Source organism: Streptomyces sp. NPDC059743 (assembly GCF_042732975.1).
Classification (GTDB): Bacteria; Actinomycetota; Actinomycetes; order Streptomycetales; family Streptomycetaceae; genus Streptomyces.
Genome location: NZ_JBHWGS010000001.1, coordinates 419,129 through 444,739, shown reverse-complemented (window position 1 = coordinate 444,739; position 25,611 = coordinate 419,129). Strand labels below are relative to the sequence as shown.

Below are 25,611 nucleotides of genomic sequence, written 5' to 3'. Positions count from 1 at the left end.
TCCGGCGGGCCGCCCGGCCGGCCGGATCACCGGCCCGTCGGGCTCACGCCCGGCGGAGCCCGCTCCTCCGCCCGCGGACCGGACCCACCACTCCGGGCCGCGCAACGAGGAACCGACCGGAAACAAGGAATACCCTCATGACCTCGATCGACTCGACCACCCCGCCCGACCTCTTCGAGGAGCATCTCGCCCTTGAGCCCGCCGCCCGGGAGCTGCTGTTCACCGCTGCCCGCACGGCGAACAGCTTCGCTGACGAGCCGGTTTCGGATGAGCAGCTGCGGGCCATCTGGGAGCTTGCCAAATGGCCTCCTACCTCGGCGAACGTCAATCCCATGCGTGTGGTCTACCTGCGCACCGACGCCGCGCGGGAGCGCCTCATCCCGCATCTGGCCGAAGCCAACCGGTCCAAGAGCGCATCCGCGCCGGTGATCGCCGTGCTGGCCTACGACACCGAGTACACCGAGCATGTGCCCCGGCTGCTGCCGTTCCGGCCGGAGATGAAGGAGATACTCGAAGCCGACCCGGCCCATCACCAGGAGCAGGCCCGCTTCAACTCGGCGCTCCAGGCCGCTTACTTCCTGCTGTCCATCCGGGCCGCCGGACTGACCGCGGGGCCTCTCGGCGGATTCGACACCGCAGGAGTGGACCGGGAGTTCTTCCCCGATGGGCGGCTCAAGTCCTTCCTTGTCGTCAACATCGGCAAGCCCGGTGACAACCCGTGGTTCGAGAGGCTTCCGCGCCTGGACTACGAGGAAGCCGTCCAGCTGATCTGACCGCGGCCTGGTGCGGGCAGGGCGGACACACCGGCATACCGGTCCCTGCCCGCACCAGGCGGTGAGCCTGTGCTCTCGCCGCAGTAACGAACCCATGCCAGGAGTCGCCATGGCCACACCCACCACCTCACCACTGGGACTCGCTTCATATGAGCAGCGGGCCCTTCGAGCCTTCCTCAGTGCCGCACGACTGCTCTCGGAGGAGTTGGGCCAGGAACTGCACCGCGAAACAGGTATGCGGCAGATCCATTTCGAGATCCTGGGATGGCTCGAAGAAGCACCCGGGCACCGGATGAGTATGGGCGACCTGGCCCGGCGATCCGCGGTATCACCGAGCCGGCTGTCGCACCTCGTGGACAGACTGGAGGAGCTGTCCTGGGTACGCCGTCTGGAGAGCCCGCAAGATGGACGCTCTCACCTGGCTGAACTCAGTGACGCCGGGCACGCCGCCCTCGGGAAGGCAACCCTGCGGCACGCCCAGTACACACAGGAGCGGTTCCTGAATCTCCTCTCCGCGGAGCAGGTCGGCCAGCTGCGGCAGATCAGTGAGATCCTTCTGCGCCGGCCGCCTTGTTCGGTGTCGAGCGACGGGGCAGACGCATCCGGGCAGCAGTGTGGACCCGGTGCATGAAGAGCGATGAGCCGCGAGCCGCGGCCGGTCAGAAGCGGAAGTTCTCCGTTGTCTGCGGTACTTCCACCCTGAGCGGTTGATTCCAGGTGAATTCCGTGGACTCTCCGTCGTTTTCCGGGCCCGCGGTGCCTTTGAGCAGATACGCGGGGCCGGTTGCCGCGAAGTGATACGTCGAACCATCCTCGCCCACGTACACGGCGACACGCTCGCCATTGAGGAACGCGGTTCCCGCCGCGGTCACGTCGCCCCCCGTTTCGTCCGCCACGACTCTGCGCAAGAACATGTCGTAGGAGGCCAGATACCCCAAATGCCCGATGAGGAAGTTTCCCAGCACGCTGGTCGCGGGCCACCACTTGCCCACGAGTGCCGACAGGTCCTGGCGCACGCCTGCCGCATTCAACTCGGCGACAAACGCGGCGGACATGTGGAAGTAGTACGAACCCGCGACCGCCCGTACGCGGCACTCGCCTCCGTTGATCGCGAACGTGCTGGCAGCGGAGCCGTCCTTGTTCAAATGAAGATCAAGGCTGGCCACACGCGCATCGACGCGCGTGCTGCCGACCACTCGCACCGATTTCCCTACCGCCACGGCACGCTGGAACGCGACTCTCAACTCGGCGTCCGACAGGCCGATGTTGGACCCGGGTTCTCTGTCCGGCTCATTGGTCATTTCCACAGGTTACGTGGCCGGCCCACCCAGCGAGCGTGTGGCCCCGGCCACACATCGAGGCGGGCGTCATACCTGGGGAGGACTTACGTCGGGCGCGTCGTGCGTTTTCAGTAGGCGGAAGTGTCGGCAGGCGCACGACGGCAGGAGAGGCCGGAGCGGTCAGGCTGGGGTCGTATCCGAGATCAGATGTGGAGATCCCTGACCCGTGGCTACTTTCCTTTATCGACTGGGCCGTACGGCCTTCCGGCGGCGCTGGTCCGTCGTGCTGCTGTGGGCGGCGGTCCTCGTCGCCGTCGGTGCCGGCGCCGTCAAGGCGCCCGCTGCCACCGACGACGGTTCCTTCATACCGGGTATCGAGGCCCAGAAGGCCTTCGATCTCATGGATCAGCGCTTCCCGGGATCGAGTGCCGACGGAGCCAGTGCCCGGATTGTCTTTGTCGCGCCGGGCGGGCAGAAGGTCACCGGAGCCGACCACCGCGCGGCCATCGAGAAGCTCGTGGACGAGACGGCCGGCGGGACGCAGGTCGACAGCGCCGTGAGCCCCTTCCAGGCCAAGGCGGTGAGCAAGGACGCCACGACCGCCTACGCGACCGTCACGTACAAGGTGAAGGCCGACGAGCTCACCGACACCAGCAAGAAGACGCTGGAGAACGCGATCGACCGGGCCCGGGACGGCGGTCTGACGGTCGAGGTGGGCGGTACGGCGCTGGCCACGCAGCCCGCCGCGGGCGGCGCGGCCGAGGGCATGGGCGTCGCCATCGCAGCGGTGGTCCTGCTGGTCACGTTCGGATCCCTCGCCGCCGCCGGGCTTCCGCTGCTCACCGCGCTCATCGGCGTCGGCATCAGCATCGCCTCGGTCCTGGCTCTGGGCAGTACCTTCGGCCTGTCCATGACGACCGGCACGCTGGCGTCCATGCTCGGGCTCGCGGTCGGCATCGACTACGCGCTGTTCGTCGTCTCCCGCTACCGCGAGGAGCGGGCCAAGGGACACACGCCGCAGGAGGCGGCAGGTCTCGCGGCCGGTACCGCCGGATCGGCGGTCGTCTTCGCCGGTCTGACCGTCGTCATCGCGCTGGCGGGCCTCTCGGTGGTCGGTGTCCCGATGCTCACCAAGATGGGCCTCGCCGCCGCGGGCGCGGTGGTCGTCGCCGTACTCATCGCCCTGACCCTGGTCCCGGCGTTCCTCGGGCTCTGGCCGAACGCCGTCCTCTCCCGCGCCACGCGCAAAAGCGGAAGCGGAAGCGGAAGCGGAAGCGGAAGCGGAAGCGGAAAGCACGCGGAAACCGGCGAGCAGGCGGAGACCGGCAAGCAGAACGGCGGCACGCGCTGGGCCCGCTTCGTACTGCGCCGCCCGGTCCCGGTGCTGCTGGCCGGTGTCGCGGGCCTGGGCGTGCTCGCCCTCCCGGCGACGGATCTGCAGATGGGCATGCCGGGCGACGAGGCCAAGCCCACCTCGACCACCGAACGCCGTGCCTATGACGCACTCGCCGACGGCTTCGGTGCCGGATTCAACGGTCCGCTGACGATCGTGGTGGACGCCAAGGGCGCCGACGATCCGAAGGCCGCCGTCGACACCGTCACCAAGGAGATCGGTGCCACGGACGGAGTCGTCTCCGTCTCCGCCGCCCGGTTCAATCCGGCCGGTGACACGGCGGTCTTCTCCGCCGTGCCGGCCACCGGTCCGAGCGAACAGACCACGAAGGACCTCGTTCACACCATCCGCGCCGAACGTCCGGCGGCCGAGTCGGCCACAGGCGCGACCTTCGAGGTGACGGGCAGTACGGCGATGAACATCGACGTCGCCCAGGCGTTGCAGGACGCGCTGGTGCCGTATCTGGCCGTTGTGGTGGGCCTGGCGTTCGTGCTTCTGCTGCTGGTCTTCCGTTCCGTCCTCGTACCGGTCAAGGCGGCCCTCGGCTTTCTGCTGTCGGTGCTGGCGGCCCTCGGCTCGGTCGTGGCGGTCTTCCAGTGGGGCTGGGGCGCCGAGCTGCTCGGTGTGGAGCAGACCGGCCCGATCATGAGCCTGATGCCGATCTTCCTGGTGGGTATCGTCTTCGGCCTGGCCATGGACTACGAGGTCTTCCTCGTGGCCCGTATGCGGGAGGCGTACGTGCACGGCGACCGGCCCGCCCAGGCGGTCGTCACCGGATTCCGCCACAGCGCCCGAGTCGTAGCGGCAGCCGCACTGATCATGATCGCTGTCTTCTCCGGGTTCATCGGTTCCAGCGAATCCATGATCAAAACCATTGGGTTCGGCCTCGCCGTCGCCGTCCTGTTCGACGCGTTCGTCGTACGCATGGCGCTCGTACCCGCCGTACTCGCGCTGCTCGGTGAGCGGGCCTGGTGGCTGCCGCGCCGACTGGACAAGGCGCTGCCGCGTGTCGACGTGGAGGGCGAAGCGCTCCAGTCACGGCTCGGCGCCGGCACGCTCCACGGCGGAGCCGACGCCAAGGAGGCCGACGACAGGGAACCTGCCCGCGCCTGACCGGCTTGCGGCCCTCGGTCCGCAGGACCGCCCGTGAGGACAGCGGGCGGCCCTGCGCACGTTCGGGCACCACCTCACGGGCACCACATCGCCACGCATGAAGCACCATTGGTCGCTACACGCAGCACCACGCCGACCGGAGAGAACCGATGACCACCCACTGGCAGCGCCGCGCGGAGCGCCATCCCCGCGTCGTGGACACCACGGCGGTCCTCATGCTGTTCGCCTTCTCCACGGCCGGCAGCGTGGTCAGCAGCATGGTGTCCCCGGCCTCCCTCGCGGCGTGGCCCGCCATCCTGCTGTCGGCGGTCTCCTGTGCCGCCCTGCTCCTGCACCGCGGCCGCCCACGCTCCGTCGTGGCACTGGCCACGCTGTGCGCCATGGTCGAAGGCGCGCAGGGCCGTCTCCTCACCCCGTTGTTGCTGGGCCCTCTCATGACGGCGCTCTACTCGCTGGGCGTCCGCGCCGACCGCAGGACGACACATGTCTGGGCTTTCGGCAGCGCCTCGCTGCTGGTGGCCACGGCGCTCTTCGCGGACCCGATCAATCACAATCTGCTGCTCACGACGGTCAATCCCACCGCCTGGGTGTTCCTGTCGGCCACCTTGGGCAGCAGTGTCCGGCTGCGCCGCGCCTATCTGGCGGCGGTCCATGCCCGTGCCGAGCACGCCGAGCGCACCCGCGAGGAAGAAGCCCGCCACCGGGTGGCCCAGGAGCGTATGCGCATCGCCCGCGAACTGCACGATGTCGTCGCGCACCATCTGGCTCTGGCCAATGCGCAGGCGAGCACCGCGGCGCATCTCTCACGGACCCATCCCGACCGGGCGAGCGAGATACTGGACAATCTGGCCGCGACCACCGCCTCGGCACTGCGCGAACTCAAAGCCACCGTCGGGCTTCTGCGCCAGGACAGTGACTCCGACGACTCCGACGCGCCGCTGGCTCCGGCGCCCGGACTCGCGGGCCTCCACGATCTGACGGCCGCGTTCGCCACCGCGGGCCTCGATGTCGCCGTCAGCGTGGAAGGCCAACCGCGACAGCTCCCGCCGGGAGTGGATCTGACGGCGTTCCGGATCGTGCAGGAGGCCCTCACCAACGTCGCCAAGCACGCCGCCACCTCGACGGCCCACGTACGGCTCGTCCACTTCGCCGGCCGGCTGACGATCACGATCACGGACGAGGGCACCACCGCTGTCACCGTCCCGGCGTCCGGGCGCGGCTTCGGCCTCATCGGCATGCGGGAACGCGCCCACTCCGCCGGCGGTGTCCTCCAGGCCGGCCCTCGCCCGGAAGGCGGCTTCGAAGTCACCTGCATGCTGCCGCTGCACCACCGGCAGCCGGAAGAAAGCCGCGCCACATAACGAGCCCTCCGAGCCCTCCGAGCTCTATGAGCCCCATGAGACGAGCCCTATGACGAGCCACCTGCCCACCCGCGCCACCCGCGTCCTGCTCGCCGACGACCAGGCCCTCCTCAGGGCCACCTTCCGTATCCTCATCGACTCCACGCCGGACATGACCGTCGTCGCCGAGGCCGCCGACGGCAAGGAAGCGGTCGACCTGACGCGCGCCCATCACCCCGACGTCGTTCTCATGGACATCCGTATGCCCGGTACGGACGGCCTGGCCGCGACCGCCGCCATCTGCGCCGATCTCGAGCTGTCCGGCACCCGCGTCCTCATCCTCACCACCTTCGAGAACGACGAGTACGTCGCCCGGGCCCTGCGCGCCGGCGCGAGCGGCTTCCTCGGCAAGGACGTCAGCGCCGAAGGACTCCTCACCGGCATCCAGACCGTGGCCGCTGGCGAGTCCCTTCTCTCGCCCACGGCCACCCGTACGCTCATCACGCGCTTCCTCACCACTCCCGAACCCGACGGCCGGCTCGCGCCGCCCGAACGCGTCAGCGCTCTCACCGGCCGCGAGCGAGAGGTGATGGCACTGGCCGCTCACGGGAGGTCCAACGCCGAGATCGCCGAGATGCTGGTCGTCAGCCCACTGACCATACGCAGCCATATCCAGCGCGCGATGACAAAACTCAACGCCCGCGACCGCGCGCAACTGGTCGTCATCGCCTATCAGAGCGGCCTCGTCCAGCCCACTCCACCGGACGGCGCCGCCACGCCGTAGCCTCCGCCGCCCATAGAGGACCTTTGGCCCCTGCCTGTCGGCACCGGCGACGTCCGACAGTGGTGATGTGGGGCCGTTCGAAGACGGCGGCCCTCGGAGGAACGAGGCAGGCCATGTCGAAGACAACGGAGTGGACCGTACGTCTCTACCTCTTCGAGGAGGACGGGAGAACCACGGCGCGCGTGGTGCTGGACACCGGGACCACATCCCTCGCCGGGCACGGCAAGGCGCGGTGCAGCCCGGACGACGTGGACGTACCGGAGATCGGCGACGAGCTCGCGGCCGGCCGTGCGCTGGCGGATCTCGGCGGACTGCTGATCCAGGTCGCCAACCGCGATATGGAGGGCGTCGGCGCGGCACCGTCCGGACGGGCCGGGCGGACAGGCTGGCTCTGACGGGCGCCCGACGGGCATCCCGGCGCCTGGCATCCCGGCGCGTGGCACCTCATCGGTTGAGCCGTTCGGACCCGGGCCAGAGCCGGTCAGCCCATGGCCCGCGGTGTCCGGAGGACCGAGGCTTGTGGTGGCACGGTATGGCCGTGTCCGAATCGATCCGATCGATCCGATCGAGGAGGGACGATGCACCGCACTCCGCACACCGTGAGCGATGTGATGACGCATACCGTGGTCGCGGTCGGCCCTCACACCGGATTCAAGGAGATCGTCGGGACCATGGAGCGCTGGCATGTGAGCGCCCTGCCGGTGCTGGCGGGCGACGGCCGGGTGGTCGGAGTGGTCTCCGAAACGGATCTGCTTCCCAAGGAGGCCGGAGCGGCGACCGCCGAGGAACTCATGAGCGCTCCCGCCCTCACGGTCCGCGAGGACGCCACCCTCGCCCAGGTGGCCCGGACCCTGGCGCTGATGTCTCTGAAACGGCTGCCCGTGGTCGACCGCTCCGGCAGGCTTCAGGGAATCGTCAGCCGGTGCGATCTGCGCCGCCGGCACCGATGACGCGGACACCGATGACGCAGGGCCCGTTCGGCCCTGGTCCGCCCCGGGAGTCCGGGCCAGGATGGTGAGCGGCGGGACCACGACAGCGCAGAGTTGCGGAGGAACGACATGAACGAGCCACGGCACTTCTCTCCGGAGAGGCCGATCCGGGTGTTCCTGCTCGACGACCACGAGGTCGTACGGCGTGGTGTGCAGGATCTGCTCGACGCCGAGCCGGACATCGAGGTCGCCGGTGACGCGGGCTCGATCGACCAGGCCCTGGCCCGTGGCCCGGCCCTGCGGCCGGACGTCGCCATTCTCGATGTACGGCTGCCCGACGGCGACGGGATCACGGTCTGCCGCGAACTGCGCTCGCGGATGCCCGGCCTGGCCTGTCTGATGCTCACCTCGTTCGACGACGACGATGCCCTGCTCGACGCGATCATGGCCGGCGCGGCCGGATATGTGCTGAAGGAGATCAAGGGAGCGGATCTGGTGGCCGCCGTGCGCACCGTGGCGTCCGGCCAGTCCATGCTCGACCCGGCGACGACGACCCGGCTGATGAGCAGTCTGCGCGGCGACGACACTCCGGAGGAGCGGGAGCCCGACGCGCTGTCCGAGCTCTCTCCCCGTGAGCGGGAGATCCTCGCGCTGATCGGAGAAGGCCTGACGAACCGTCAGATCGGCAAGCGGCTCTATCTGTCCGAGAAGACGGTCAAGAACCATATCTCGCGTCTGCTGGCCAAGCTCGGCGTCGAACGGCGGATCCAGGCCGCCGTCCTCGCCACCCAGGCCGGTCCGTATTCCACGGGCCGCGGCAGCGGGTCGGAGTGAGCCGAAGCAACGGGCGCGCGCGGTTCAGTCCGGGCTGAGTTCAGTCCGGGCTGATCGGTACCGATCAGCCCGGGCTGATCGGTACCGTCCATACGACACGCGTGCCGCCGTGGTCAGGCGCTTCCACCGTCAGCGCACCGCCCAGGCCCTCCGCCCTCCCGGCCAGATTGTCCAGGCCGCTCCTGTGGGCGTCCGCCGGGATACCGGTCCCGTTGTCCGTGACGGTCAGCGTCAGCCGGCCCTTGCGTACGACGAGGGACACCTCCGCGCCGCTGGCGTGCGCGTGCCGTGCGACATTGCTCAGCGTCTCGCCCAGGACGGCGACGACATGTTCGGCGATCGCGGGCGGCACATCCGTGTCGATGAGTCCCTCCATACGTACCGAGGGCGTGAAGCCGAGGGAGCGTACGGCCTGCTCCACCATCACGGTGGCCCGGACCCGTAGCCCCTGACGCGCACGTCCCGTGTCATGGGCGCGGAGGCCGAAGATCGTAGAGCGGATGATCTTGATGGTCTCGTCCAGGTCGTCCACGGCGCGCAGCAGCCTCTCCCGTGCGGCCGGATGTTCCACGAACCGTACGGTGCTCTGGAGCGTCATCCCGGTGGCGAAGAGCCGCTGAATGGCCAGGTCGTGCAGATCGCGGGCGATCCGGTCACGGTCCGCCAGCAGTGTGAGCTGCTCGGCGGAGCGCCGCCGTCCGGCGAGTTCCATGGCGAGGGCCGCCTGTCCGGCGAAAGCCAGCAGCGGAGCCGTCTCGGCCGGAGAGAACGGAGTGCTCCCGCGCATCCGGGCCAGCAGCAGCACACCGCGCACACCGTCGCCGGTGATCATCGGCACCGCGACGGCGGGCCCCAGTCCGCGCCAGCGCGGCGGGCCCGCGGTGATCCTCGGATCGGTCTCGACGTCAAGGCTGATGAGCGGCTCCCGGGCGCGGAGCGCCGCCCCGACGAACGAGCCCTCCCTGGGAAGCACCAGGCCCTGATGGGCTTCCGCGTCGACGCCTTCGGCGAGCGGGACCCGCAGTACGTCCTTGTCCTCGTCGGGCAGCGCCAGAGCACCCAGATCCGCGCAGACGATGCAGCGCGCGTGGTCGACAATCAGCGCGAGCACCTCTGCCTCCTCCGCTCCCGACAGCAGACTGGCGACGACCTCCGCGTTGGCCTCCAGCCAGCGCTGACGGTCTCTGGCCTGCTCGTAGAGCCGCGCGTTGTCGATGGCCACTCCGGCCGCCACGGCGAGCGTGGACAGGACGGCCTCGTCCTCGTCGTCAAAATCCTTGCCGCTCCGCTTCTCGGTGAGATAGAGGTTGCCGAACACCTCGTCACGGATGCGGATCGGCACTCCGAGGAACGAGTGCATGGGCGGATGGCCGGGCGGAAAGCCGTACGACGCGGGATGGTCCGAGAGCTCGGAGAGCCGCAAGGGCTCGGGATGGCGGATGAGTTCGCCCAGGATTCCATGACCCTCGGGCAGATGGCCGATGGCCTCGGTCTGTTCCTCGGTGACACCGACGGGCAGGAACTGCGCGAGCCGTGGCTGCTCGCCGATGACGCCCAGGGCGCCGTACTCCGCGTCCACCAGCTTCACCGCCGCCTCCACGATGTGCCGCAGCACCTGAGGCAGATCCAGTTCCCGGCCGACCGAGAGCACGGCTTCGAGCAGGCTCCGTACCGACTCCGGAGCGCCGTGCTGGACCGCGTCCAGATGGGCCTGCAACTCCTCCGGCAGGACATCCGGCCGCCCCGGCGTGCCCTCCGCCCGCCTGTTCCCGTCGTCGCCCACGGTTCCTCCGGCGCGGCCGACGTGTCGTACTCCGGCCGGCCGCACTTCCACCGTAGCCGCAGACGGACACGAGGCACACCGAAGGCCGGGGCGGCGCCCCCAGCCCCGGTCCCGGCCCACCCTTCTCTCAGGCCCTTCTCTCAGGCCCTCAGGCCCTCAGACCCCCAAGCCCTCAGACCCTCAGACCCTCAAGCCGCCGGCCGCTCCAGGACGACCTTGAGCGCTCCGCTCTCGGCCGCGGAGAACACCTCGTACGCCTCTTCCATCCGGTCGAGTTCGAAGCTGTGCGTGACCAGCGACGAGGTGGGCAGCCGACGGGCGGCCGTCATATCCATCAGCATCGGCGTGGAGAAGGTGTCCACCAGCCCTGTCGTGATGGTCACGTCCTTGATCCAGAGGTCTTCGAGATGCAGTACGGCGGGCTTGCCGTGCACCCCGACATTGGCGACATGCCCGCCCGGCCGCACCATGCGCGTGCACAGCTCGAAGGTCTCCGGCAGTCCCACCGCCTCGATCGCCACATCGGCGCCGAGCCCTTCCGTCAGATCCTGGATCAGGTGCTCGGGATCCTCCGCCCCGTTCGCCACCGCGTCGGCACCGATCCGGCGTGCCGCCTCAAGACGGGACGGAGCCAGGTCGACGGCGATGACACGGCCGGGCGAGAACAGCCGCGCCGTGGCCACGGCGGCGAGACCGATGGGCCCGGCGCCGACCACGACCACCGTGTCGCCCGGCCGGACACGGCCGTTGAGCACACCCACCTCGTAGGCCGTGGGAAGGATGTCGGCGAGCAGCACCGCGTCCTGGCTGTCCAGGGCGCTGGGCAGCGGATGGACCGAGAGATCGGCGAAGGGCACGCGTACGTACTCGGCCTGGGTCCCGTCGATCAGATGTCCCAGCATCCAGCCTCCGCCGCCGAGGCACTGGCCGTACCGGGCCTCACGGCAGAAACGGCAGCGCCCGCACGCCGAGACGCACGACACCAGTACCCGGTCCCCGGGCCGTACGGTGTGCACATCGCCGCCCGTCTCCACGACCTCGCCGACGGCCTCATGACCGAGAACGGTTCCCGGGACGACTTCCGGGAGATCTCCCTTGAGGATGTGCAGATCGGTGCCGCAGATGGTGACGGAGTCGACGCGGACGATCACATCCGCGCCGTCCTTGACGGAAGGTTCGGGGACCTCGTCCCATGAGGACTTTCCGGGCCCGTGAAAGACGAATGCCTTCATGACGTGCATCTCCTCGCGGGCCGGTGATGGCCCGTCGGCGGTGATCTCCTTACCCCCAGCCTGCGGCGATGTGCCCGGCCGGCGCATGGGCCGACCGGTTCCCGTACGAGGGCCCGGCGGCCCGTCCGGCCCTGCGGGCGGCCCGTCCGGCCCCTCAGGCCTCACGGACCCGGGCGAGTCACCCTTGAGGAAAGGAGGTGGGAGCGATGGAGCTTCCTCTGGTCGTGGGAGTGGACGGATCGGAAGGCAGCATGCAGGCGGTCGACTGGGCGGCGGCCGAGGCCGAGCGCTCCGGCCTGCCGCTGCGGCTGGTCCATGCCTCCCTGTGGGAGCACTACGAAGGAGTACGGCCGGGGCTCGCCGCCGACCGCCCTTCCGAGCAGATACGGGCGGAGAACCTCGTCGCCACGGCCGAGGAGCGCGCGAACCGGCTCGCCGCCGATGTGAAGGTCTCCACCGACATCCAGCCGGAGGATCCGGTGACGGTGCTGCTGAGAGAAGCGCGGGAGGCGACACTGCTGGTGCTGGGACCGCGCGGACACGGTCCGGTCGCGAGCATGCTCCTGGGATCCGTGAGCCTGGCCGTCGCGGCCAGAGCCCGCTGTCCCGTGACCGTGGTCCGCGGCGAGGAACCGAACCGGCGGGCGGCCCACCGGCGCGTGGTCCTCGGCATCGGCGGTCCCGCCAGCAGTGCCGACGCCACCCGCTTCGCCTTCCGCGAGGCGCGGTGGCGGGACTGCGAGCTCGTCGCCGTACGGGCCTGGCGCCGCCCGGCCCGTAAGAACCTGCCGCACCCGCCGGCCCCACTGGTCGACGGAGGCCGGGCGGCACACGCAGACGACCGGGCGAGGGAGTACCGGCAGCAGGCGGACGCGTACATGGACCAGGCCCTGGCAGTCGTCGACGACGAATACCCGGACGTCGTCCTGCGGCGAAGGCTGATGGAGGGCACGGCGCGCCGGGCGCTCCTCGACGCGACGGCGAGCGCCGATCTGCTGGTCCTCGGCGCGAAGCGGCGGCGCCCGGCCCTCGGTCTCCGTCTCAGCCGTGTCCAGCACGCGATGCTGCATCACGCGGCCTGCCCGGTCGCGGTGGTCCCGGCCACGGACTGACCACGGACCGACCACGGACCGACCACGGACCGAACGGCCGCCACGAGCCGAGCAGGAACCGAGCAGGCACGCCGCCGCACCGCGCGCACCCCGCGTGGCCTTCCGGTCAGGACTGGTCGTCCCCGCTTCCATGGGCCGGTCGGCACTCTCCCTGAGTCGGCACAACACCATTGGATGGTCGGTGTCCCATAAAGACCCGGTCGGAGGCTTCACGTAATGGTCATGTCGGACGAGTGGCGGAACCGCCCGCGCACCAGAGTCGTGGGCCGGACCGTGGTGGTGGAACTGCACGGAGAGATCGACATGCTGACCGCCCCGGGCATAAGCGACCATCTCGACTCGCTGACCACCGCCCCGGAGCCCGATATGGTGATCGACCTCCAGCATGTGGAATTCATCGATTGCAGCGGGCTTTCTGTCCTGTGCCGGACACGTCGTCGTATACAGGAACGCGACGGCAGACTGACGCTGGTCGTCACCAATCCGTACATCACCAGAACACTGCGGTTCGCCGGTCTGATGGGCGCCTTCGACGTGGTCGACAGCGATCCGACCGCGCCTCGTAAGCCCTGATCAGACCTGATCAGCCCTGTCCGGACGCCGCCCCAAGCGCGTGTACGCACCCACAAAAGGGGCAAAACGGGTGCATGAACCTTAAAGAACCATGGGTGAACCACCCGGTGGACCACCCGTCCCACCACCCAACGATCGGCCCTGCCGAGCGACCACGCGGTGGCCGTGGACTGCCGGCGATCCCTGTTCTGCTGATCGTGGCGATCACCGCAGCCTGCCTCTACATGCCCGCGCACACCCATCTGGGTCCGCTGGTGATCATCGCGCCCGCCTTCACCGCCTCCTTCGCCCGGCCACGGGTGACCGCGCTGATCGGAGCGCTGGCGGTGGCGGCGCTGGCCCTGATCGTCACGGTCCATGGCTGGCAGGCCACGACCAATCCGATGGCGCAGCTCATCTCGGTGGCCGTGCTCTCCGTCCTGGTGGTCCTGTACTCCTCGGTGTGGCAGCGGCGCGGCCATGAGCTGAGCCGGGTGCGTTCGGTGGCCGACGCGGCACAGCGCGTTCTGCTACGGCCGCCGCCTCGCCGGATCGGGCCGCTGCGCGTCGCCTGGCTCTATCTGACGGCCGAGGACGAGACGCGGATCGGCGGCGATCTGTTCGCGGTCACCCGCGGGCCGCACGCCGGCAGCCGGGTGATCATCGGCGATGTCCGGGGCAAGGGTCTGGCCTCCATCGGCGAGGCCTCGGTGGTGCTGGGCGCCTTCCGGGAGGGCGCCCACCGCTGTGCCACCCTGCCCGAACTCGTCGCGACTCTCGAAGACAGCGTCGGCCGGAACATCGAGGAGGTCGCCGACACCGAGCACGATCCCGGCGAGCACTTCACCACCGCTCTCGTACTCGACATACCCGACCAGGGCCCCGAGGCCGAGATGATCAACTGCGGCCATCCACCGCCGCTTCTGACGCACGGCCGCGAGGTCACCGTCCTGCACTCCGCCGCTCCCGCGCCGCCGCTGGGCATCGGCGAACCGTCCGCGCTGAGCCATCGCACCGATCCGTTCAGCCTCGAAGCGGGCGACGCCCTCGTGCTCTACACCGACGGTGTGATCGAAGCCCGCTCACCGGCAGGCGACTTCTATCCGCTCGCCGAACGGATCGCGTCCTTCCCGGCCTCCGGCCCGGAAGGTCTGCTGCGCCATATCCACCGCGATCTGCTCGACCATACGGGCGGTGCCTGCGCCGACGACGCCGCGATTCTGGTCATCCAGCGCGCCCCTGCTCGGCAGTATCTCCACGGGCCTCGCGCCCTGGGCCGCCCGCGCCGGAGCCACTATCTGTTCGACACCGACACCGACACCGACACCGACACCGGCGCCGGAGAAGCGATGCCTCCCCCGACCACGCCTCCCCCGACCACGCCGCCTCCGGCCCGCTGACCGCCCACTGACCGCCCGCTGATCCCGCCGGCCGTCTGATCCCGCCGACCGTCACCAACCACCCTTCCACCGCACCGATTCGCCCATCTACCGATTCACCCGACTCAGGTGCGCTGATGGCAACTCGACCGACATCACGCCGATATGCGCCGGACAAAGATCGCCGTTTCCATGCTCAGGCCAAAGGTTTGCAACGCCTCGCAAGGAGCCTACGATCGACGCCAACTCCCCGGCGCGCACGGCGTTCCGCCGACGTCACGCCATAGCCCTCGCCACCGCCGCGCTGATGGTCGCCGGTACCGTCTCTCTGACCATGACCAGAGCCGACGCGACCGCTCACCGTCCCGAGAGACCGCTCTCCCTCGACCTCGAAACCGCGACCGTCGCCGAGCTGAACGGTCTTCTCGACTCCGGCAAGCTCTCCAGTACCAGGCTCACCGAGGCCTATCTGGAGCGCATCCGGGCCCTCAACTCCCAAGGGCCCTCGCTCAATGCCGTACGTTCCGTCAATCCCGACGCCATGAAGGAAGCCGCAGCCGCGGACAAGATACGGCGCGGCAAGGGCCCGCACAGCCCGCTCCTCGGCATACCGGTCCTCGTCAAGGACAACATCGATGTCGCGGGCATGCCGACCACCGCGGGATCCGTGGCACTCGCCGACTCGTATCCCGCCAAGGACGCGCCGATCGTCGCGCAGTTCCGCAAGGCCGGCGCGGTCATCCTCGGCAAGGCCAATCTCACCGAGTTCGCCAACTATCTGACCTCCGGAATGCCCGGCGGCTACAGCTCGCTGGGCGGACAGGTGCTCAACGCCTACGACGGGAGCCAGTCACCAAGCGGCTCCAGCGCCGGTTCGGGCGTCGCGGCATCGGTCGGCCTCGGCGCCGTCACCGTGGGCACCGAGACCTCCGGCTCCATCCTCAGCCCCGCGTACTCCAACTCCGTGGTCGGCATCAAGCCGACGGTGGGACTGGCCAGCCGTACGGGCATCGTGCCGATCGCCGCCAGCCAGGACACGGCGGGCCCGCTCACCCGTACGGTCGCCGACGCGGCGGCCACGCTCACCGCCCTGGACGGCAAGGACCGGGAGGATCCGGCCACCGCCGCCAATCCGCTCGTCGGGCACGACTTCACCGAGGACCTGTCCACGACCGCGCTGCGAGGAGCCCGTATCGGCGTCGTCGCCAGCCAGATACCGGCGACGGGAACCGACAACCGCGCTCTCTGGGACGCGGCCGTCACCGCGCTCAAGGCCCGGGGCGCGACGCTCGTCGATGTCACCCTGGACACCTCGGGCCACAGTTCGACCGTTCTGTCCTACGAGTTCAAGCGCGATCTGAACGCGTATCTGGCCAGGCTGCCGAGGAAAGCCCCGATGAAGAGCCTCGCCGACATCATCGCCTACAACAGCGCGCACGCCTCCGAGGCGCTGAAGTTCGGACAGGTCAACGCGCTCAACTCCCAGGCCAAGGACCTCTCCCCGGACAGCACGGACACCGCCCTCTACCAGGCGAACCGCGCACAGGACCTCGCCGACAGCAAGGACCGTATCGACGCCGTCATGAAGGACAACGGCCTGACGGCGCTGCTCTTCGCCAACAGCGGCAGCGCGGGCATCGGCGCGAAGGCGGGATATCCCTCCGTCAGCGTCCCGGCCGGCTATCAGGCCGCCAACCGGCGGCCGTTCAGCATCTCGTTCCTCGGCCAGGCGTGGAGCGAACCCACGCTCGTCGGTTACGCCTACGACTACGAGCAGGCCACCAAGCTGCGCCGGCCGCCGTCGGTGATCAATCCTGCGGCGTACCGCTGCACCGCTCTCACCGGCTTCAAGGAATCCTGCGCGCCCTGAGAAACCTGCGCGCCCTGAGGAATCAGGGCGCGCATCAGGGCCGCGGCATCAGGAGCTGAGCGAGCGCACCAGCATCGGCGCTCCGAGCTCCTGGTGTCCGCCGCTCGCCAGCATCCGCACCTCTCCTCGGTCGCTGATCTCCGCGCGTACGATCCCGGTCTCGTCCTCGTAGACCGGGAATCCGCCGGCGCCGGCTTCCGCGGTGCGCCGGACGATCACCACATCGTCCTCCACGGCGGATGCCTGGAACACCAGCTCGTAACTCTCCGGATAGTCGTCCATCGGGGCCTCCCGACAAGGCTCTGGCAGGGGCCTGTGACCTGCTTCCCACCCATGGTTACCCAGACACGCGGCCCGCGCCTCATGAGAACGCCGGCGGGCGGGCCGGATCTCAGCGGACGCTGAGCCAGTGCGGATCGGGAACGACCGTCAGGATCGCCGAGAGCACGACGACCACGGCCAGCAGAGCCAGCTCGGCGCGGGCGGGTGGGCCGGCGTCCCGGTCGTGGCGCAGCCGGTGGCGGGCGGTCAGGGCCAGCGCGCTCACGACCGCGACCAGGACGAGTTTGGCGATCAGGACACGGCCGTACGCGGTGGTCAGCACGACATCGGCGGGAAGCCTGCGCACGGTGGAGAGAGTGCCGGTGGCGGCCAGGGCCGCGAAGAGCCACACGGCGAGACGGGCGTAGCGGGCCAGCACGGCCCTGGCAGCGGCCGGATCGGCGCGTCGCAGCCAGGTCGTACGCAGCACATACAGCAGCCCGCCGGTCCACAGCGAGGCCGCGGTGAGATGGACGACGGTCAGCGCGATGCCGATCACCGGTGTGTACGGCTCCGGGTGCGCCCGGAGCGCCTCCGCGCCGACGACCACGGCCAGCGGAGCCAGGGCCCAGGACGGGCGGTTCATCGCGACGCAGCCCGCGGCCAGCAGAAAGCCGTTGGCCATGGCGAGCAGAAGCCGGCCCTCCACGGTGCCGTACACCGTGGTGACGTCGAGTCCGCTGACGGCGGCCAGCAGCGCGATCTGCGCGGCGGAGGCGACGGCACCGGTCAGCGCGGCGGGAAACGCCCAGCCGCGCGGGACCGGTCCGGCACGGGCGAGCCGGGCGCCGGCCAGCTCACCGAGCTGGAGCGCGAGGGCGGCGAGAGCGGCGACACGGAGCGCCGTGGTGCCGCCCGCGCCGGGTATTCGCAGCTCACCGGTGCCGCGCGCGGCCAGGCCCGCGCCGAGCGCGGCAAGCAGTGCGACGAGTAGGGCGAACAGGGCCGCCCCGGCGAGCAGGCCCGCGTTCACGGCGGTCCTGCGCCCCGGGGAGCCGCTGGTGCCATCGGCGGACGGACCCGGAAGTATCACCGTTTGATCATCGCTTCCGGGCGAGCCGTGCGGCAACGCGACCGGAGCGAATGCGCGACCTCCCGGACCGGCACGGTCCGGGGCCCGCCGACTCGCCCGCCCCTGGTCAGCCGTTGTTGCGGGACGCCACGAACTCCTCGAAGGTGAGCAGTCCGTCGCCGTTGGCGTCATGGGCGTTGATGACGGCCTGCGCCACGGGCTCGGTCACATGGAAGTCACCGAGCTGCGCCATCGCGCTCTTGTACTCGCTCGCCGTGATCAGCCCGTCGCCGTCCGCGTCGAACCGGTCGAACGCCTTGCGCGCGTCATCGATGTCTGCCACTGTCCCGCCCCTTCGTGGTGCCGTACTGACGGGATCAGATTATCGGCTCGCATGCGCCCATACGGAGGCAGCCCGCGCGCCCGCGCCTATCAGGTCGTCAACCGCGCCAGGGCTTGTAGTGCGGATTGTCCAGGCACTCCGTCATGATCTCGGTCTTCTTCTGCTTGTCGACCGGGCAGACACCGACGATCAGCTCACGCGAGATTCCGCCGGGAAAGGCGACCTCTTCCTGGTCGGCCCATTTATGGGTGGCACCGATCGTCTTGTTGACGTCGATACCGCCGGGCGCGTCGATGTAGTAGTTGTAGCCGCTCTTGTACCACTGCTTGTACAGGTCGTGGTCGTAGGTGGTGGAGACGTACGGCGAGGGCTGGTTGACCAGGACGTACTTCTCCACGTCGTACTGGCCGTCCAGCGTCGCCTTGGGATGGAAGCCCTGCTCGAAGACGATCTCCGGCGGACGGCTATCGGCGCGGTAGAGCTGCTTGCAGTTGGTGCGCCAGGACGGCGTCGGAGTGATGCGGTCCACATCGACCCTGCGGTCCGCGGCGGCGGACAGCGGGTCCTTGACGGCAGGACAGCGTTCGGCGGCGGCGACGGCGGCCGAGGTGAGCGTAGGTCCGGTCAGCGTGGGCGCGCCGGTGGCGGGCGCGGAGACGGCCGGTGCGGAGACGGTGGGCGCGGCCTCGGTGGTGGTGACCGGGACGAGTACGGCGACGACGGACAGGGCGACGGCTGCGGCCCGCTGCCGCGAGCGAGAGGTGATCATGAGGAGCACCCTTCACGCTCTACGGCGGCGGGCCGTGGACCATCACCCGAATGGGGGCGTGTCGGCTTCGAACGGCTGGGAACGGAACCCGAGTTGACACCGGTTCACGCGCCGGTTCGGGGCCCGGTTCGCAGCCCCGCACCGGCTTCCAGCCCTCAGCGGAAGACTCCCGTATGTCCCAGCGAGTAGCGTCCCGGCTGCGGATAGACCGCCAGTCCGTGCGGCCCGCCGTCCACCGGGATCCGCGCGAGCTGCTTGCCGCTGACGGTGTCGATCGCGTACACCTCGGAGTCGTAACGTCCCGACAGCCACAGGACCTTGCCGTCCGCCGAGACACCGCCCATGTCGGGACTGCCGCCGTCCGGCAGGTGCCACTTCTTGGTCAGCCGGTTCCGGGTGAAGTCGAAGATCGAGACGGTGCCCTCGCCACGGTTGGACACATACATCACCTTGGAGTCACGGCTGACATAGAGACCGTGCGTGCCCTTGCCCGTGGCCATCAGCTTCGGGACGGTGAACTTCTCGCCGTCCAGCACCCACATGCCGTGCGCCATCATGTCGGCGATGTAGAACGTCTTGCCGTCCGGTGAGATCTTCACATCCTGCGGCATCGCGCCCTGGAACGGCAGCTTCTGCTGGGCCGTGACCTTCATCAGCTCCGTGTCGACCTTCAGCAGCTCACCGGAGAACTCGCAGGAGACGATGAAGTAGCGGCCGTCCGCCGAGAAGTCGGCGTGGTTGACACCCGCGCAGGTCACCGGCTCGGTCTTCTTCACCTTCATGGTGTGCGGATCGCGGAAGACGAGCTGACGGTCGAGCGAGGCCATGACGACTGCGTACTTGCCGTTGGGCGTGAAGTAGAGGTTGTACGGATCGTGTACGTCGACGGGCTCGCCCGCCTTGCCCGTGGCCGGATCGATCGGTGTGAGCGTATGGCCGCGATTGTTGTTGACCCAGAGCGTCTTCAGATCCCAGGAGGGCACGACGTGCTGAGGCTGTCTGCCGACCTCGATGGTCTCGATGACCTTGTAGGTCGCCGGATCGATGACCGAGACCGTGTCGGAGTTGGTGTTGGGCACATAGACGCGGGACGGGAAGCCCTTCACGACCGGGGAGAGCATCCCGGGCCGGTCGGCGGCATAGATGTCCTTCGGGTTCTGTACCGGCGGCATACCGGGCAGTCCCGCGGGCGCGCTCGACCGGGCCACGACCGGCTGTGCGGAGGCCTTGGTGGCGTTCGGCCGGTCCCGCCGGCCGTCGGGATCGGCGCAGCTCGCGAGGAGGGCCAGGGCCGCGGCTCCGAGCAGGGCGGTGGTCCGTTTGATGGGAGGAAGCATCAGGTCAGCAGCTCCGTGGTCGTCACCGCGCGCAGGCCGCGGCGTTCCAGTGCGTCGAGGAGGGCGGGCAGTGCGGCGACCGTGTCCGCGTAGCCGAAGTGCAGGCTCACCACGGAGCCGTTGCGGATCTGCCCGGTGACGGTGCGGACGACGGCCGATGCGCCGGGCGAGGTGAAGTCGAGGGAGTCGACGTCGTACGAGAGGACATGCGGATAACCGGCCCGCCGGGCGAGCCGCTCGATCAGCGCGGTGGCGTGCTGGGTGCGGGAGGGCCGGAACCAGGTGCCGATGGAGCCGGTGAGCCGGCGCAGCCGCTCGGCACAGCCGGTGATCTCCGCGTACGCCTCCGCCTCGTCCATCGAGGAGATGTCGGCGTGGTGCAGCGTGTGATTGCCGAGATCGTGGCCGCCGTCGAGGACACGGCGGGCGAGGCGCGGATGCTCGTCGAGCCAGCCGCCCACGGCGAGGACGGTGATCCGGGCCCCGGCGCGCTCCGCCTCGGTCAGTACGGCGGTGGCGGTGGCGGGATCGCCCTGGCCGTGGAAGGTGAGCGCGACCCGGGCGCGGTCGCGTGGGCCGTGCGCGATCTCGGCGGGCTGCCCGGGAAACCGCCTGGGCGGTGGCGCGGCGCGGCCCGCGGGCCGCGCCTGTCCCGAGACGGCGCCGGGACTGTGTCCGTGCGGCGGTACGGAGGACGTGGGTACGGAGCCGGGCGGGCCCGGGGCGCTGTCCGTACAGCCGGTGGCGAGGGCGCCCGTGACGGCCGCGCCGGCTGCTGCGCGCAGTGCTCTGCGACGGTCGATCGGGATCACGCACCCATTTAAGGCGCGCACCGGGCAAAAAGTGATGATTAACCCGATGGAGGGCCAGGGCTCGTACCGGCGCTGATACCGACGGATGAGGACGACAGGTGACGACGAAAGGCGAGGGCGACGGGCGAGGACGACGGGCGAGGACGACGGGCAAGGACGGCCGGTGAGGCCTCAGGGAGTCTGGCGGTCGGCGACCCGCATCTCGAACCAGGTGGTCTTGCCGCGCGGCAGCAGATCCACGCCCCACCGGTCGGAGAGCCGGTCCACCAGGAAGAGCCCGCGCCCGCTGGTGTCCATCTCGTGCACCGGCATCAGACAGGGCAGTCCTCGGGAGGGATCACGGACCTCGATCCTGATCCAGCCGCGGCGGCGCAGCATCCGTAATCCGAAGACGCGCGCACCGGTGTGCCGTACGGCGTTGCCGACGAGCTCCGAGACGAGCAGGACGGCGTACTCGGCGGTCTGCGGCGAGAGCGCCCACTGGCGCAGGACCACACTGTGGGTGATCCTGCGGGCGGCCGAGGCGGATTCCGGGCGGGAGGGCAGACGGACTTCCGCCTCCGTCGGATTGCCGAACAACTCCAGCGCCTTGAGCGCCTGTTCGTCTTCGACGGACGGTATCCACCGCGCTGCGGTCACGCTGCCGCGCTGCCGCGGCTGCTCCACACCCTCCAGGCCCGCCATGCCCCCCATCATGGCCGCCCAGAGCCCGCTCCGGGGCCTTTCCAAGGGATTGGACCCCCCGGAATGAATCATTCCAGGGGGCGTGAACGGCATATGCCAAGGGCAGAACTTGACCGCTTGAGCCCGTTCTGACCTGCGATGACACCGAGCGATTCAATGATCGCCCGGAGTGATCACGGCATTTCCCTTAAGGTTGCCTTAAGTCTGTGCTAAGGCGTGCGTGGAGTTGACGTCGTGGCTCTCCGTGTCCAACCGAGGCCCTTTCAGAGGAACTTGGCCTTGCCCGGACCGTCCTCCACGAAGGACCGCATGCCGCGCTCGCGGTCCTCCGTGGCGAACAGCCCGGCGAACCAGTTCCGTTCGATGGCGAGGCCGGTCTCCAGATCCGTCTCCAGGCCCGCGTCGACCGACTCTTTCGCAGCCCGCAGCGCGAGCGCGGGCCCCTGGGCGAGCTTCGCGGCCCAGGCCGCCGCCTGCTCGTACACCTCCGCCGCCGGGACCACGCGGTCGACCAGACCGATCGCCAGCGCCTCCTCGGCCTTCACCTGACGGCCCGTGAAGATGAGGTCCTTGGCGCGGGAGGGACCGACCAGCCGGGCCAGCCGCTGGGTGCCGCCGGCGCCCGGGATCAGCCCGAGCAGAATCTCGGGCTGGCCCAGCCTGGCGTCGTCCGCGGCGATCCGGAAGTCGGCGCAGAGGGCCAGCTCGCAGCCGCCGCCCAGCGCGTAGCCGGTGACCGCGGCGACGACGGGCTTGGGGATACGGGCCACCGCCGTGAACGACTCCTGGAGCGCCCGGGAGCGCCCGACCATCGCCGCGTGGTCCATGTCCCGCATCTCTTTGATGTCGGCGCCGGCCGCGAAGACCTTCTCGCCGCCGTACAGGATCACCGCGCGGACGTCCTCGCGCCGGCCCGCCTCCTCGGCCAGCTCGCGCAGCCGGTCCTGGATGGCGGTGTTGAGCGCGTTCATCGGTGGGCGGTCGAGCCGGATGGTGCCGACGCCGCCGGAGACTTCGAGGTTCACGAATGCCATACGAGGCAGGTTAACCGGCGCTAACGACAACGGACCCGATGCACTTGGTCACACTCACCGTGACGGTGCATCGGGTCCGTCGCCGCCACGGCTCGGCGGCTGCTCCGTAAGGGTTACGCGATCCACTCCGACCAGGACATGTTCCAGCCGTTGAGACCGTTGTCCGGGGCTATCTGCTTGTCCTTCGAGTTCTTGACGACGACCACGTCACCGATGATCGAGGAGTTGTAGAACCACGCGGACGGCGTCCCGTTGTTGCCGCCGCCGCGGATGTCCCGCAGTCCCACACAGCCGTGGCTGACGTTCGCCGAGCCGAAGGTGCCCGAGGACGCCCAGTAGTTGCCGTGGACGAAGGTGCCCGAGGTGGACAGGCGCATCGCGTGCGGCACGTCCTTGATGTCGTACTCACCGCCGAAGCCGACCGTCGCGCCGTTCATCCTGGTCACCTCGTACTTCTCGCTGATGACCATCTGACCGTTGTACGTGGTGGTCGCCGGCGCGCCCGCGGTGATCGGGATGTTCTTGATCTGCTTGCCGTCCCGTACGACCTTCATCGTCTTGGCGCTCGCGTCGACGGTGGAGACCTGGCTGCGGCCGATGGTGAACGACACGGACTTGGCCTGCTTGCCGTACACGCCCGGCCGGCCCTCGACACCGTCCAGATTGAGCTTCACGGTCACCTTCGTGCCCGCGGCCCAGTACTTCTCGGGACGGAAGTCCAGCCGGTCGTTGCCGAACCAGTGGCCCTCGACCGGTACGGCCGGATCGGCCGTCACCGTAATGGCCTTCTCGACCGCTTCGGGATCGGTGATGCCCCGGCTGAAGTTGATGGAGACCGGCATCCCGACGCCGACCGTCGAACCGTCCTCCGGCGTGTAGGTCCCGATGAAGGTGTTCTTCGGGACGAGCGTCGTGAACGTGATGTCCTTGGCGGACTCCCGGCCGTCGGCGTCCTCGGCGATCGCGTGCACCTTGTACTTGGTGGCGCCGGCGAGATGCTGGAGCGGCTCCCAGGCTCCGCCGCCCTCGGCCAGCTTCCCCTCGACCGGATTGCCCTTGTCGTCCTGGACGGTGACGGTGGTCAGCCTGCCCTTGGCCGCGGAGACCTTGAGGGCGCCGGTGGTCGCGACGCCCTTCGCGTTGTCCTTCGGAAGGATGGTCACCACCGCGACGGACGCGGCGTTCTCGACCTTCGTCGCGTCCTTGCCGCGGTTCTTGTCACCGTCGCCCTTGCCCGAGCCGCCGCCTCCGCCGCCGCACGCGGTGAGGACCAGCAGGAGCGCCCCCAGCATCAGGGCCAGCGGCCCCGTTCCCCGATGTCCCCGCCGCTGTCCCGATATCGGCAGCCCGTTCACTCTGGTCGTCTCCCCTCGCACGGCCTGGCCCCGCCACGGCCCGCACTCCCACGCGCTGATGTGCACGCGCACGGCGCTAGATAATCACACCGCGTGCGTCGCGTTGAGTACGCGAATGTCACCGTTGTGTCCCAACAAGTCCGGGACGGCGCAGGTCATACGGGTTGTACGGGGCGGGGCACAGACAGCGTCGTACGCAGAGAACGCAAAGGACACTGCGGACACAGAAGGCACAGAGGACGCTGAGACACTGAGAACGCCGAGGACGCAGAACGACAAAAACGCAGACTCGACGAGGGCTCAGCGCGGCTCAACCAGGGCCGGGACAGCGGTCAGTGGACGGCCGAGCCCTCCTTCCACCGCTGCCAGGACAGATTCCAGCCGCCGAGACCGTTGTCCGGAGCGACCGTGCGGTCATGCGAGTTGACCACCTCCACCACATCGCCGATCAGCGTCTGGTAGAAGAACCAGCCCGCCGGAGTGTCGGGCGCACCGCCTCTGACGTCCCGCAGTCCGACACAGCCGTGGCTGACGTTCTCGGCGCCGAAAGTCTCCTCGGACGCCCAGTAGTTGCCGTGCAGAAATGTCCCGGACGTGGTCAGCCGCAGCGCGTGCGGCACATCCTCGATGTCGTACTCACCGCCGAATCCGACCGTCTCGCCGTTCATACGTGTGACGTCGTACAGCTCGGTCACCACCATCTTCCCGTTGTACGTGGGATTCTTGGGCGCGCCCGCGGTGATCGGCAGAGTCGAGAGCAGCATGCCGTCACGCCGTACCTCCATGGTGTGTTTTCTGGCGTCGACCCGGGAGATCTGGGACCGCGCGACCCGGAACCCGACGTGCTTGTTCTGGATGCCGAAGACTCCGGGCGCCGCCTGGACGTCCCGCAGCCCGATACGGATCGCGACCTCGGTGCCCGGCTTCCAGTACGTACGGGGCCGGAAGTCGAGGCGCTGGTCGCCGAACCAGTGACCGGACACCTCGACCGGCGGATCCGAGGTGACCTCGATGGCGCGCTCGACGGCGGCGCGGTTGCGGATCTTCCGGTTGAAGTCGAAGGAAATGATCATTCCGGTGCCGACGGTGGCCCGGTTCTCGGGCGAGAAGTAGCCGGTGAACTGATCGGTGGGAACGGCCGTGGTGAAGGTGGTGTGCCGGGCCGAGCGCCGGCCCCGGCCGTCCACCGCCACCGCGTCGACGCTGTACTTGGCGGCCAGGGCGATCCGCGCCCGGCCCGCCGGTGTCCAGACACGGCCGTCCTTGGAGATACGTCCCGGCAGCGCGGTCGGGCTCGCGTCCTCGATCTGGACGACCCGTACCCGCTCCAGCCGGCCGTCGGCCACGCTCACCTCGATCTTCTCCGCCGCGCCGATGTTTTTGGCGCCGTCCTTGGGAGTGATCCGGATGGTGTCTCCCGGTGGCCGTGGCTTGGCGTCGTTGACCGGTGGCCGCTGACCGGTGCATCCCGTCAGTCCGGCCAGCAGTCCTGTCCATGCCAGGGCGACGACCATGCCGTTCCCTGCCCGTTTTGCCCGCTCCAATACATGTCTCACAATCCGCCCAACGA

24 protein-coding genes and 1 pseudogene are annotated in these 25,611 nt (G+C 69.4%); 12 read left to right on the top strand and 13 right to left on the bottom strand.

Annotated elements, in window-relative coordinates:
- Window positions 1-137 precede the first annotated feature (137 nt).
- Entirely contained in the window at window positions 138-773 is a 636-nt protein-coding gene (locus tag ACFV6H_RS01990; protein ID WP_384975680.1) for a malonic semialdehyde reductase, read from the top strand.
- A 205-nt stretch (window positions 774-978) separates the two neighbouring features.
- Complete coding sequence (locus tag ACFV6H_RS01985) at window positions 979-1,404, top strand: MarR family winged helix-turn-helix transcriptional regulator (protein ID WP_385537407.1); 426 nt, start codon at window positions 979-981, stop codon at window positions 1,402-1,404.
- 28 nt (window positions 1,405-1,432) lie between these two features.
- On the opposite strand, the gene ACFV6H_RS01980 is transcribed toward ACFV6H_RS01985, so the two are convergent.
- A complete protein-coding gene (locus ACFV6H_RS01980) occupies window positions 1,433-2,074 on the bottom strand; it encodes a hypothetical protein (protein ID WP_385537404.1) in 642 nt (213 codons plus the stop codon).
- Window positions 2,075-2,279: 205 nt separating this feature from the next.
- Here ACFV6H_RS01980 and ACFV6H_RS01975 point away from each other — a divergent pair, with 205 nt between their 5' ends.
- The 6 genes and pseudogenes from ACFV6H_RS01975 to ACFV6H_RS01950 all read left to right on the top strand — a co-directional run bounded on the left by ACFV6H_RS01975 (window position 2,280) and on the right by ACFV6H_RS01950 (window position 8,446).
- Window positions 2,280-4,559, top strand: coding sequence for an MMPL family transporter (locus ACFV6H_RS01975; RefSeq protein ID WP_385537400.1), 2,280 nt, complete (start codon window positions 2,280-2,282; stop codon window positions 4,557-4,559).
- Between the two features lie 149 nt (window positions 4,560-4,708).
- Window positions 4,709-5,920, top strand: a complete 1,212-nt coding sequence (locus ACFV6H_RS01970; protein ID WP_385537397.1) for a sensor histidine kinase — start codon at window positions 4,709-4,711, stop codon at window positions 5,918-5,920.
- A gap of 49 nt (window positions 5,921-5,969) precedes the next feature.
- Window positions 5,970-6,683 (top strand): response regulator, encoded by a 714-nt coding sequence (locus tag ACFV6H_RS01965; protein ID WP_385537394.1) that lies wholly within the window; start codon window positions 5,970-5,972, stop codon window positions 6,681-6,683.
- Window positions 6,684-6,796: 113 nt separating this feature from the next.
- Complete coding sequence (locus ACFV6H_RS01960) at window positions 6,797-7,078, top strand: DUF1876 domain-containing protein (RefSeq protein ID WP_093602145.1); 282 nt, start codon at window positions 6,797-6,799, stop codon at window positions 7,076-7,078.
- A 183-nt stretch (window positions 7,079-7,261) separates the two neighbouring features.
- Window positions 7,262-7,615: pseudogene (locus ACFV6H_RS01955) on the top strand (CBS domain-containing protein); the annotation flags it as partial.
- A gap of 126 nt (window positions 7,616-7,741) precedes the next feature.
- On the top strand, window positions 7,742-8,446 hold the full coding sequence (locus ACFV6H_RS01950; RefSeq protein ID WP_385537391.1) for a response regulator: 705 nt from the start codon (window positions 7,742-7,744) through the stop codon (window positions 8,444-8,446).
- A 64-nt stretch (window positions 8,447-8,510) separates the two neighbouring features.
- Here the strand turns inward: ACFV6H_RS01950 and ACFV6H_RS01945 are convergent, their stop codons facing one another.
- Together ACFV6H_RS01945 and ACFV6H_RS01940 are read right to left on the bottom strand one after the other, a co-directional pair.
- A complete protein-coding gene (locus tag ACFV6H_RS01945; protein WP_385537388.1) occupies window positions 8,511-10,229 on the bottom strand; it encodes a GAF domain-containing protein in 1,719 nt (572 codons plus the stop codon).
- 188 nt (window positions 10,230-10,417) lie between these two features.
- Complete coding sequence (locus ACFV6H_RS01940; RefSeq protein WP_385537385.1) at window positions 10,418-11,461, bottom strand: zinc-dependent alcohol dehydrogenase family protein; 1,044 nt, start codon at window positions 11,459-11,461, stop codon at window positions 10,418-10,420.
- Window positions 11,462-11,667: 206 nt separating this feature from the next.
- Between ACFV6H_RS01940 and ACFV6H_RS01935 the strand changes: the two genes are divergently transcribed.
- From ACFV6H_RS01935 to ACFV6H_RS01920, 4 genes are all read left to right on the top strand, one after another.
- Window positions 11,668-12,573 carry a universal stress protein gene (locus tag ACFV6H_RS01935; RefSeq protein WP_385537382.1) on the top strand — a complete coding sequence of 302 codons (906 nt, stop codon included), beginning with the start codon at window positions 11,668-11,670 and terminating at the stop codon, window positions 12,571-12,573.
- A 222-nt stretch (window positions 12,574-12,795) separates the two neighbouring features.
- A complete protein-coding gene (locus tag ACFV6H_RS01930; RefSeq protein ID WP_384975698.1) occupies window positions 12,796-13,146 on the top strand; it encodes an STAS domain-containing protein in 351 nt (116 codons plus the stop codon).
- A gap of 95 nt (window positions 13,147-13,241) precedes the next feature.
- Window positions 13,242-14,525 (top strand): PP2C family protein-serine/threonine phosphatase, encoded by a 1,284-nt coding sequence (locus tag ACFV6H_RS01925; protein ID WP_385537378.1) that lies wholly within the window; start codon window positions 13,242-13,244, stop codon window positions 14,523-14,525.
- Between the two features lie 313 nt (window positions 14,526-14,838).
- Entirely contained in the window at window positions 14,839-16,374 is a 1,536-nt protein-coding gene (locus ACFV6H_RS01920) for an amidase family protein (protein WP_385537375.1), read from the top strand.
- A 48-nt stretch (window positions 16,375-16,422) separates the two neighbouring features.
- Here the strand turns inward: ACFV6H_RS01920 and ACFV6H_RS01915 are convergent, their stop codons facing one another.
- The 10 genes from ACFV6H_RS01915 to ACFV6H_RS01870 form a co-directional block, all read right to left on the bottom strand.
- Window positions 16,423-16,656, bottom strand: a complete 234-nt coding sequence (locus ACFV6H_RS01915; RefSeq protein WP_093602626.1) for a DUF6296 family protein — start codon at window positions 16,654-16,656, stop codon at window positions 16,423-16,425.
- 109 nt (window positions 16,657-16,765) lie between these two features.
- Window positions 16,766-17,728 carry a CopD family protein gene (locus ACFV6H_RS01910; protein WP_385537372.1) on the bottom strand — a complete coding sequence of 321 codons (963 nt, stop codon included), beginning with the start codon at window positions 17,726-17,728 and terminating at the stop codon, window positions 16,766-16,768.
- Between the two features lie 106 nt (window positions 17,729-17,834).
- Window positions 17,835-18,050, bottom strand: coding sequence for an EF-hand domain-containing protein (locus tag ACFV6H_RS01905; protein WP_384784626.1), 216 nt, complete (start codon window positions 18,048-18,050; stop codon window positions 17,835-17,837).
- A gap of 97 nt (window positions 18,051-18,147) precedes the next feature.
- Window positions 18,148-18,819: an ADP-ribosyltransferase gene (locus ACFV6H_RS01900; RefSeq protein ID WP_093602955.1), complete on the bottom strand. Its 672-nt coding sequence runs from the start codon at window positions 18,817-18,819 to the stop codon at window positions 18,148-18,150.
- Between the two features lie 155 nt (window positions 18,820-18,974).
- Window positions 18,975-20,156, bottom strand: coding sequence for a hypothetical protein (locus ACFV6H_RS01895; RefSeq protein ID WP_385537366.1), 1,182 nt, complete (start codon window positions 20,154-20,156; stop codon window positions 18,975-18,977).
- Window positions 20,156-20,968, bottom strand: coding sequence for a polysaccharide deacetylase family protein (locus tag ACFV6H_RS01890; protein ID WP_385537363.1), 813 nt, complete (start codon window positions 20,966-20,968; stop codon window positions 20,156-20,158). Before ACFV6H_RS01890 ends, ACFV6H_RS01895 begins: the two co-directional genes overlap by 1 nt.
- 171 nt (window positions 20,969-21,139) lie before the next feature.
- Window positions 21,140-21,664, bottom strand: a complete 525-nt coding sequence (locus ACFV6H_RS01885; RefSeq protein ID WP_384784846.1) for an ATP-binding protein — start codon at window positions 21,662-21,664, stop codon at window positions 21,140-21,142.
- Between the two features lie 251 nt (window positions 21,665-21,915).
- Window positions 21,916-22,686 (bottom strand): enoyl-CoA hydratase/isomerase family protein, encoded by a 771-nt coding sequence (locus ACFV6H_RS01880; protein ID WP_093602503.1) that lies wholly within the window; start codon window positions 22,684-22,686, stop codon window positions 21,916-21,918.
- Window positions 22,687-22,799: 113 nt separating this feature from the next.
- Window positions 22,800-24,041: an Ig-like domain-containing protein gene (locus ACFV6H_RS01875; RefSeq protein ID WP_385537360.1), complete on the bottom strand. Its 1,242-nt coding sequence runs from the start codon at window positions 24,039-24,041 to the stop codon at window positions 22,800-22,802.
- 332 nt (window positions 24,042-24,373) lie between these two features.
- Window positions 24,374-25,555, bottom strand: a complete 1,182-nt coding sequence (locus ACFV6H_RS01870) for an Ig-like domain-containing protein (protein WP_384975712.1) — start codon at window positions 25,553-25,555, stop codon at window positions 24,374-24,376.
- Window positions 25,556-25,611 lie beyond the last annotated feature (56 nt).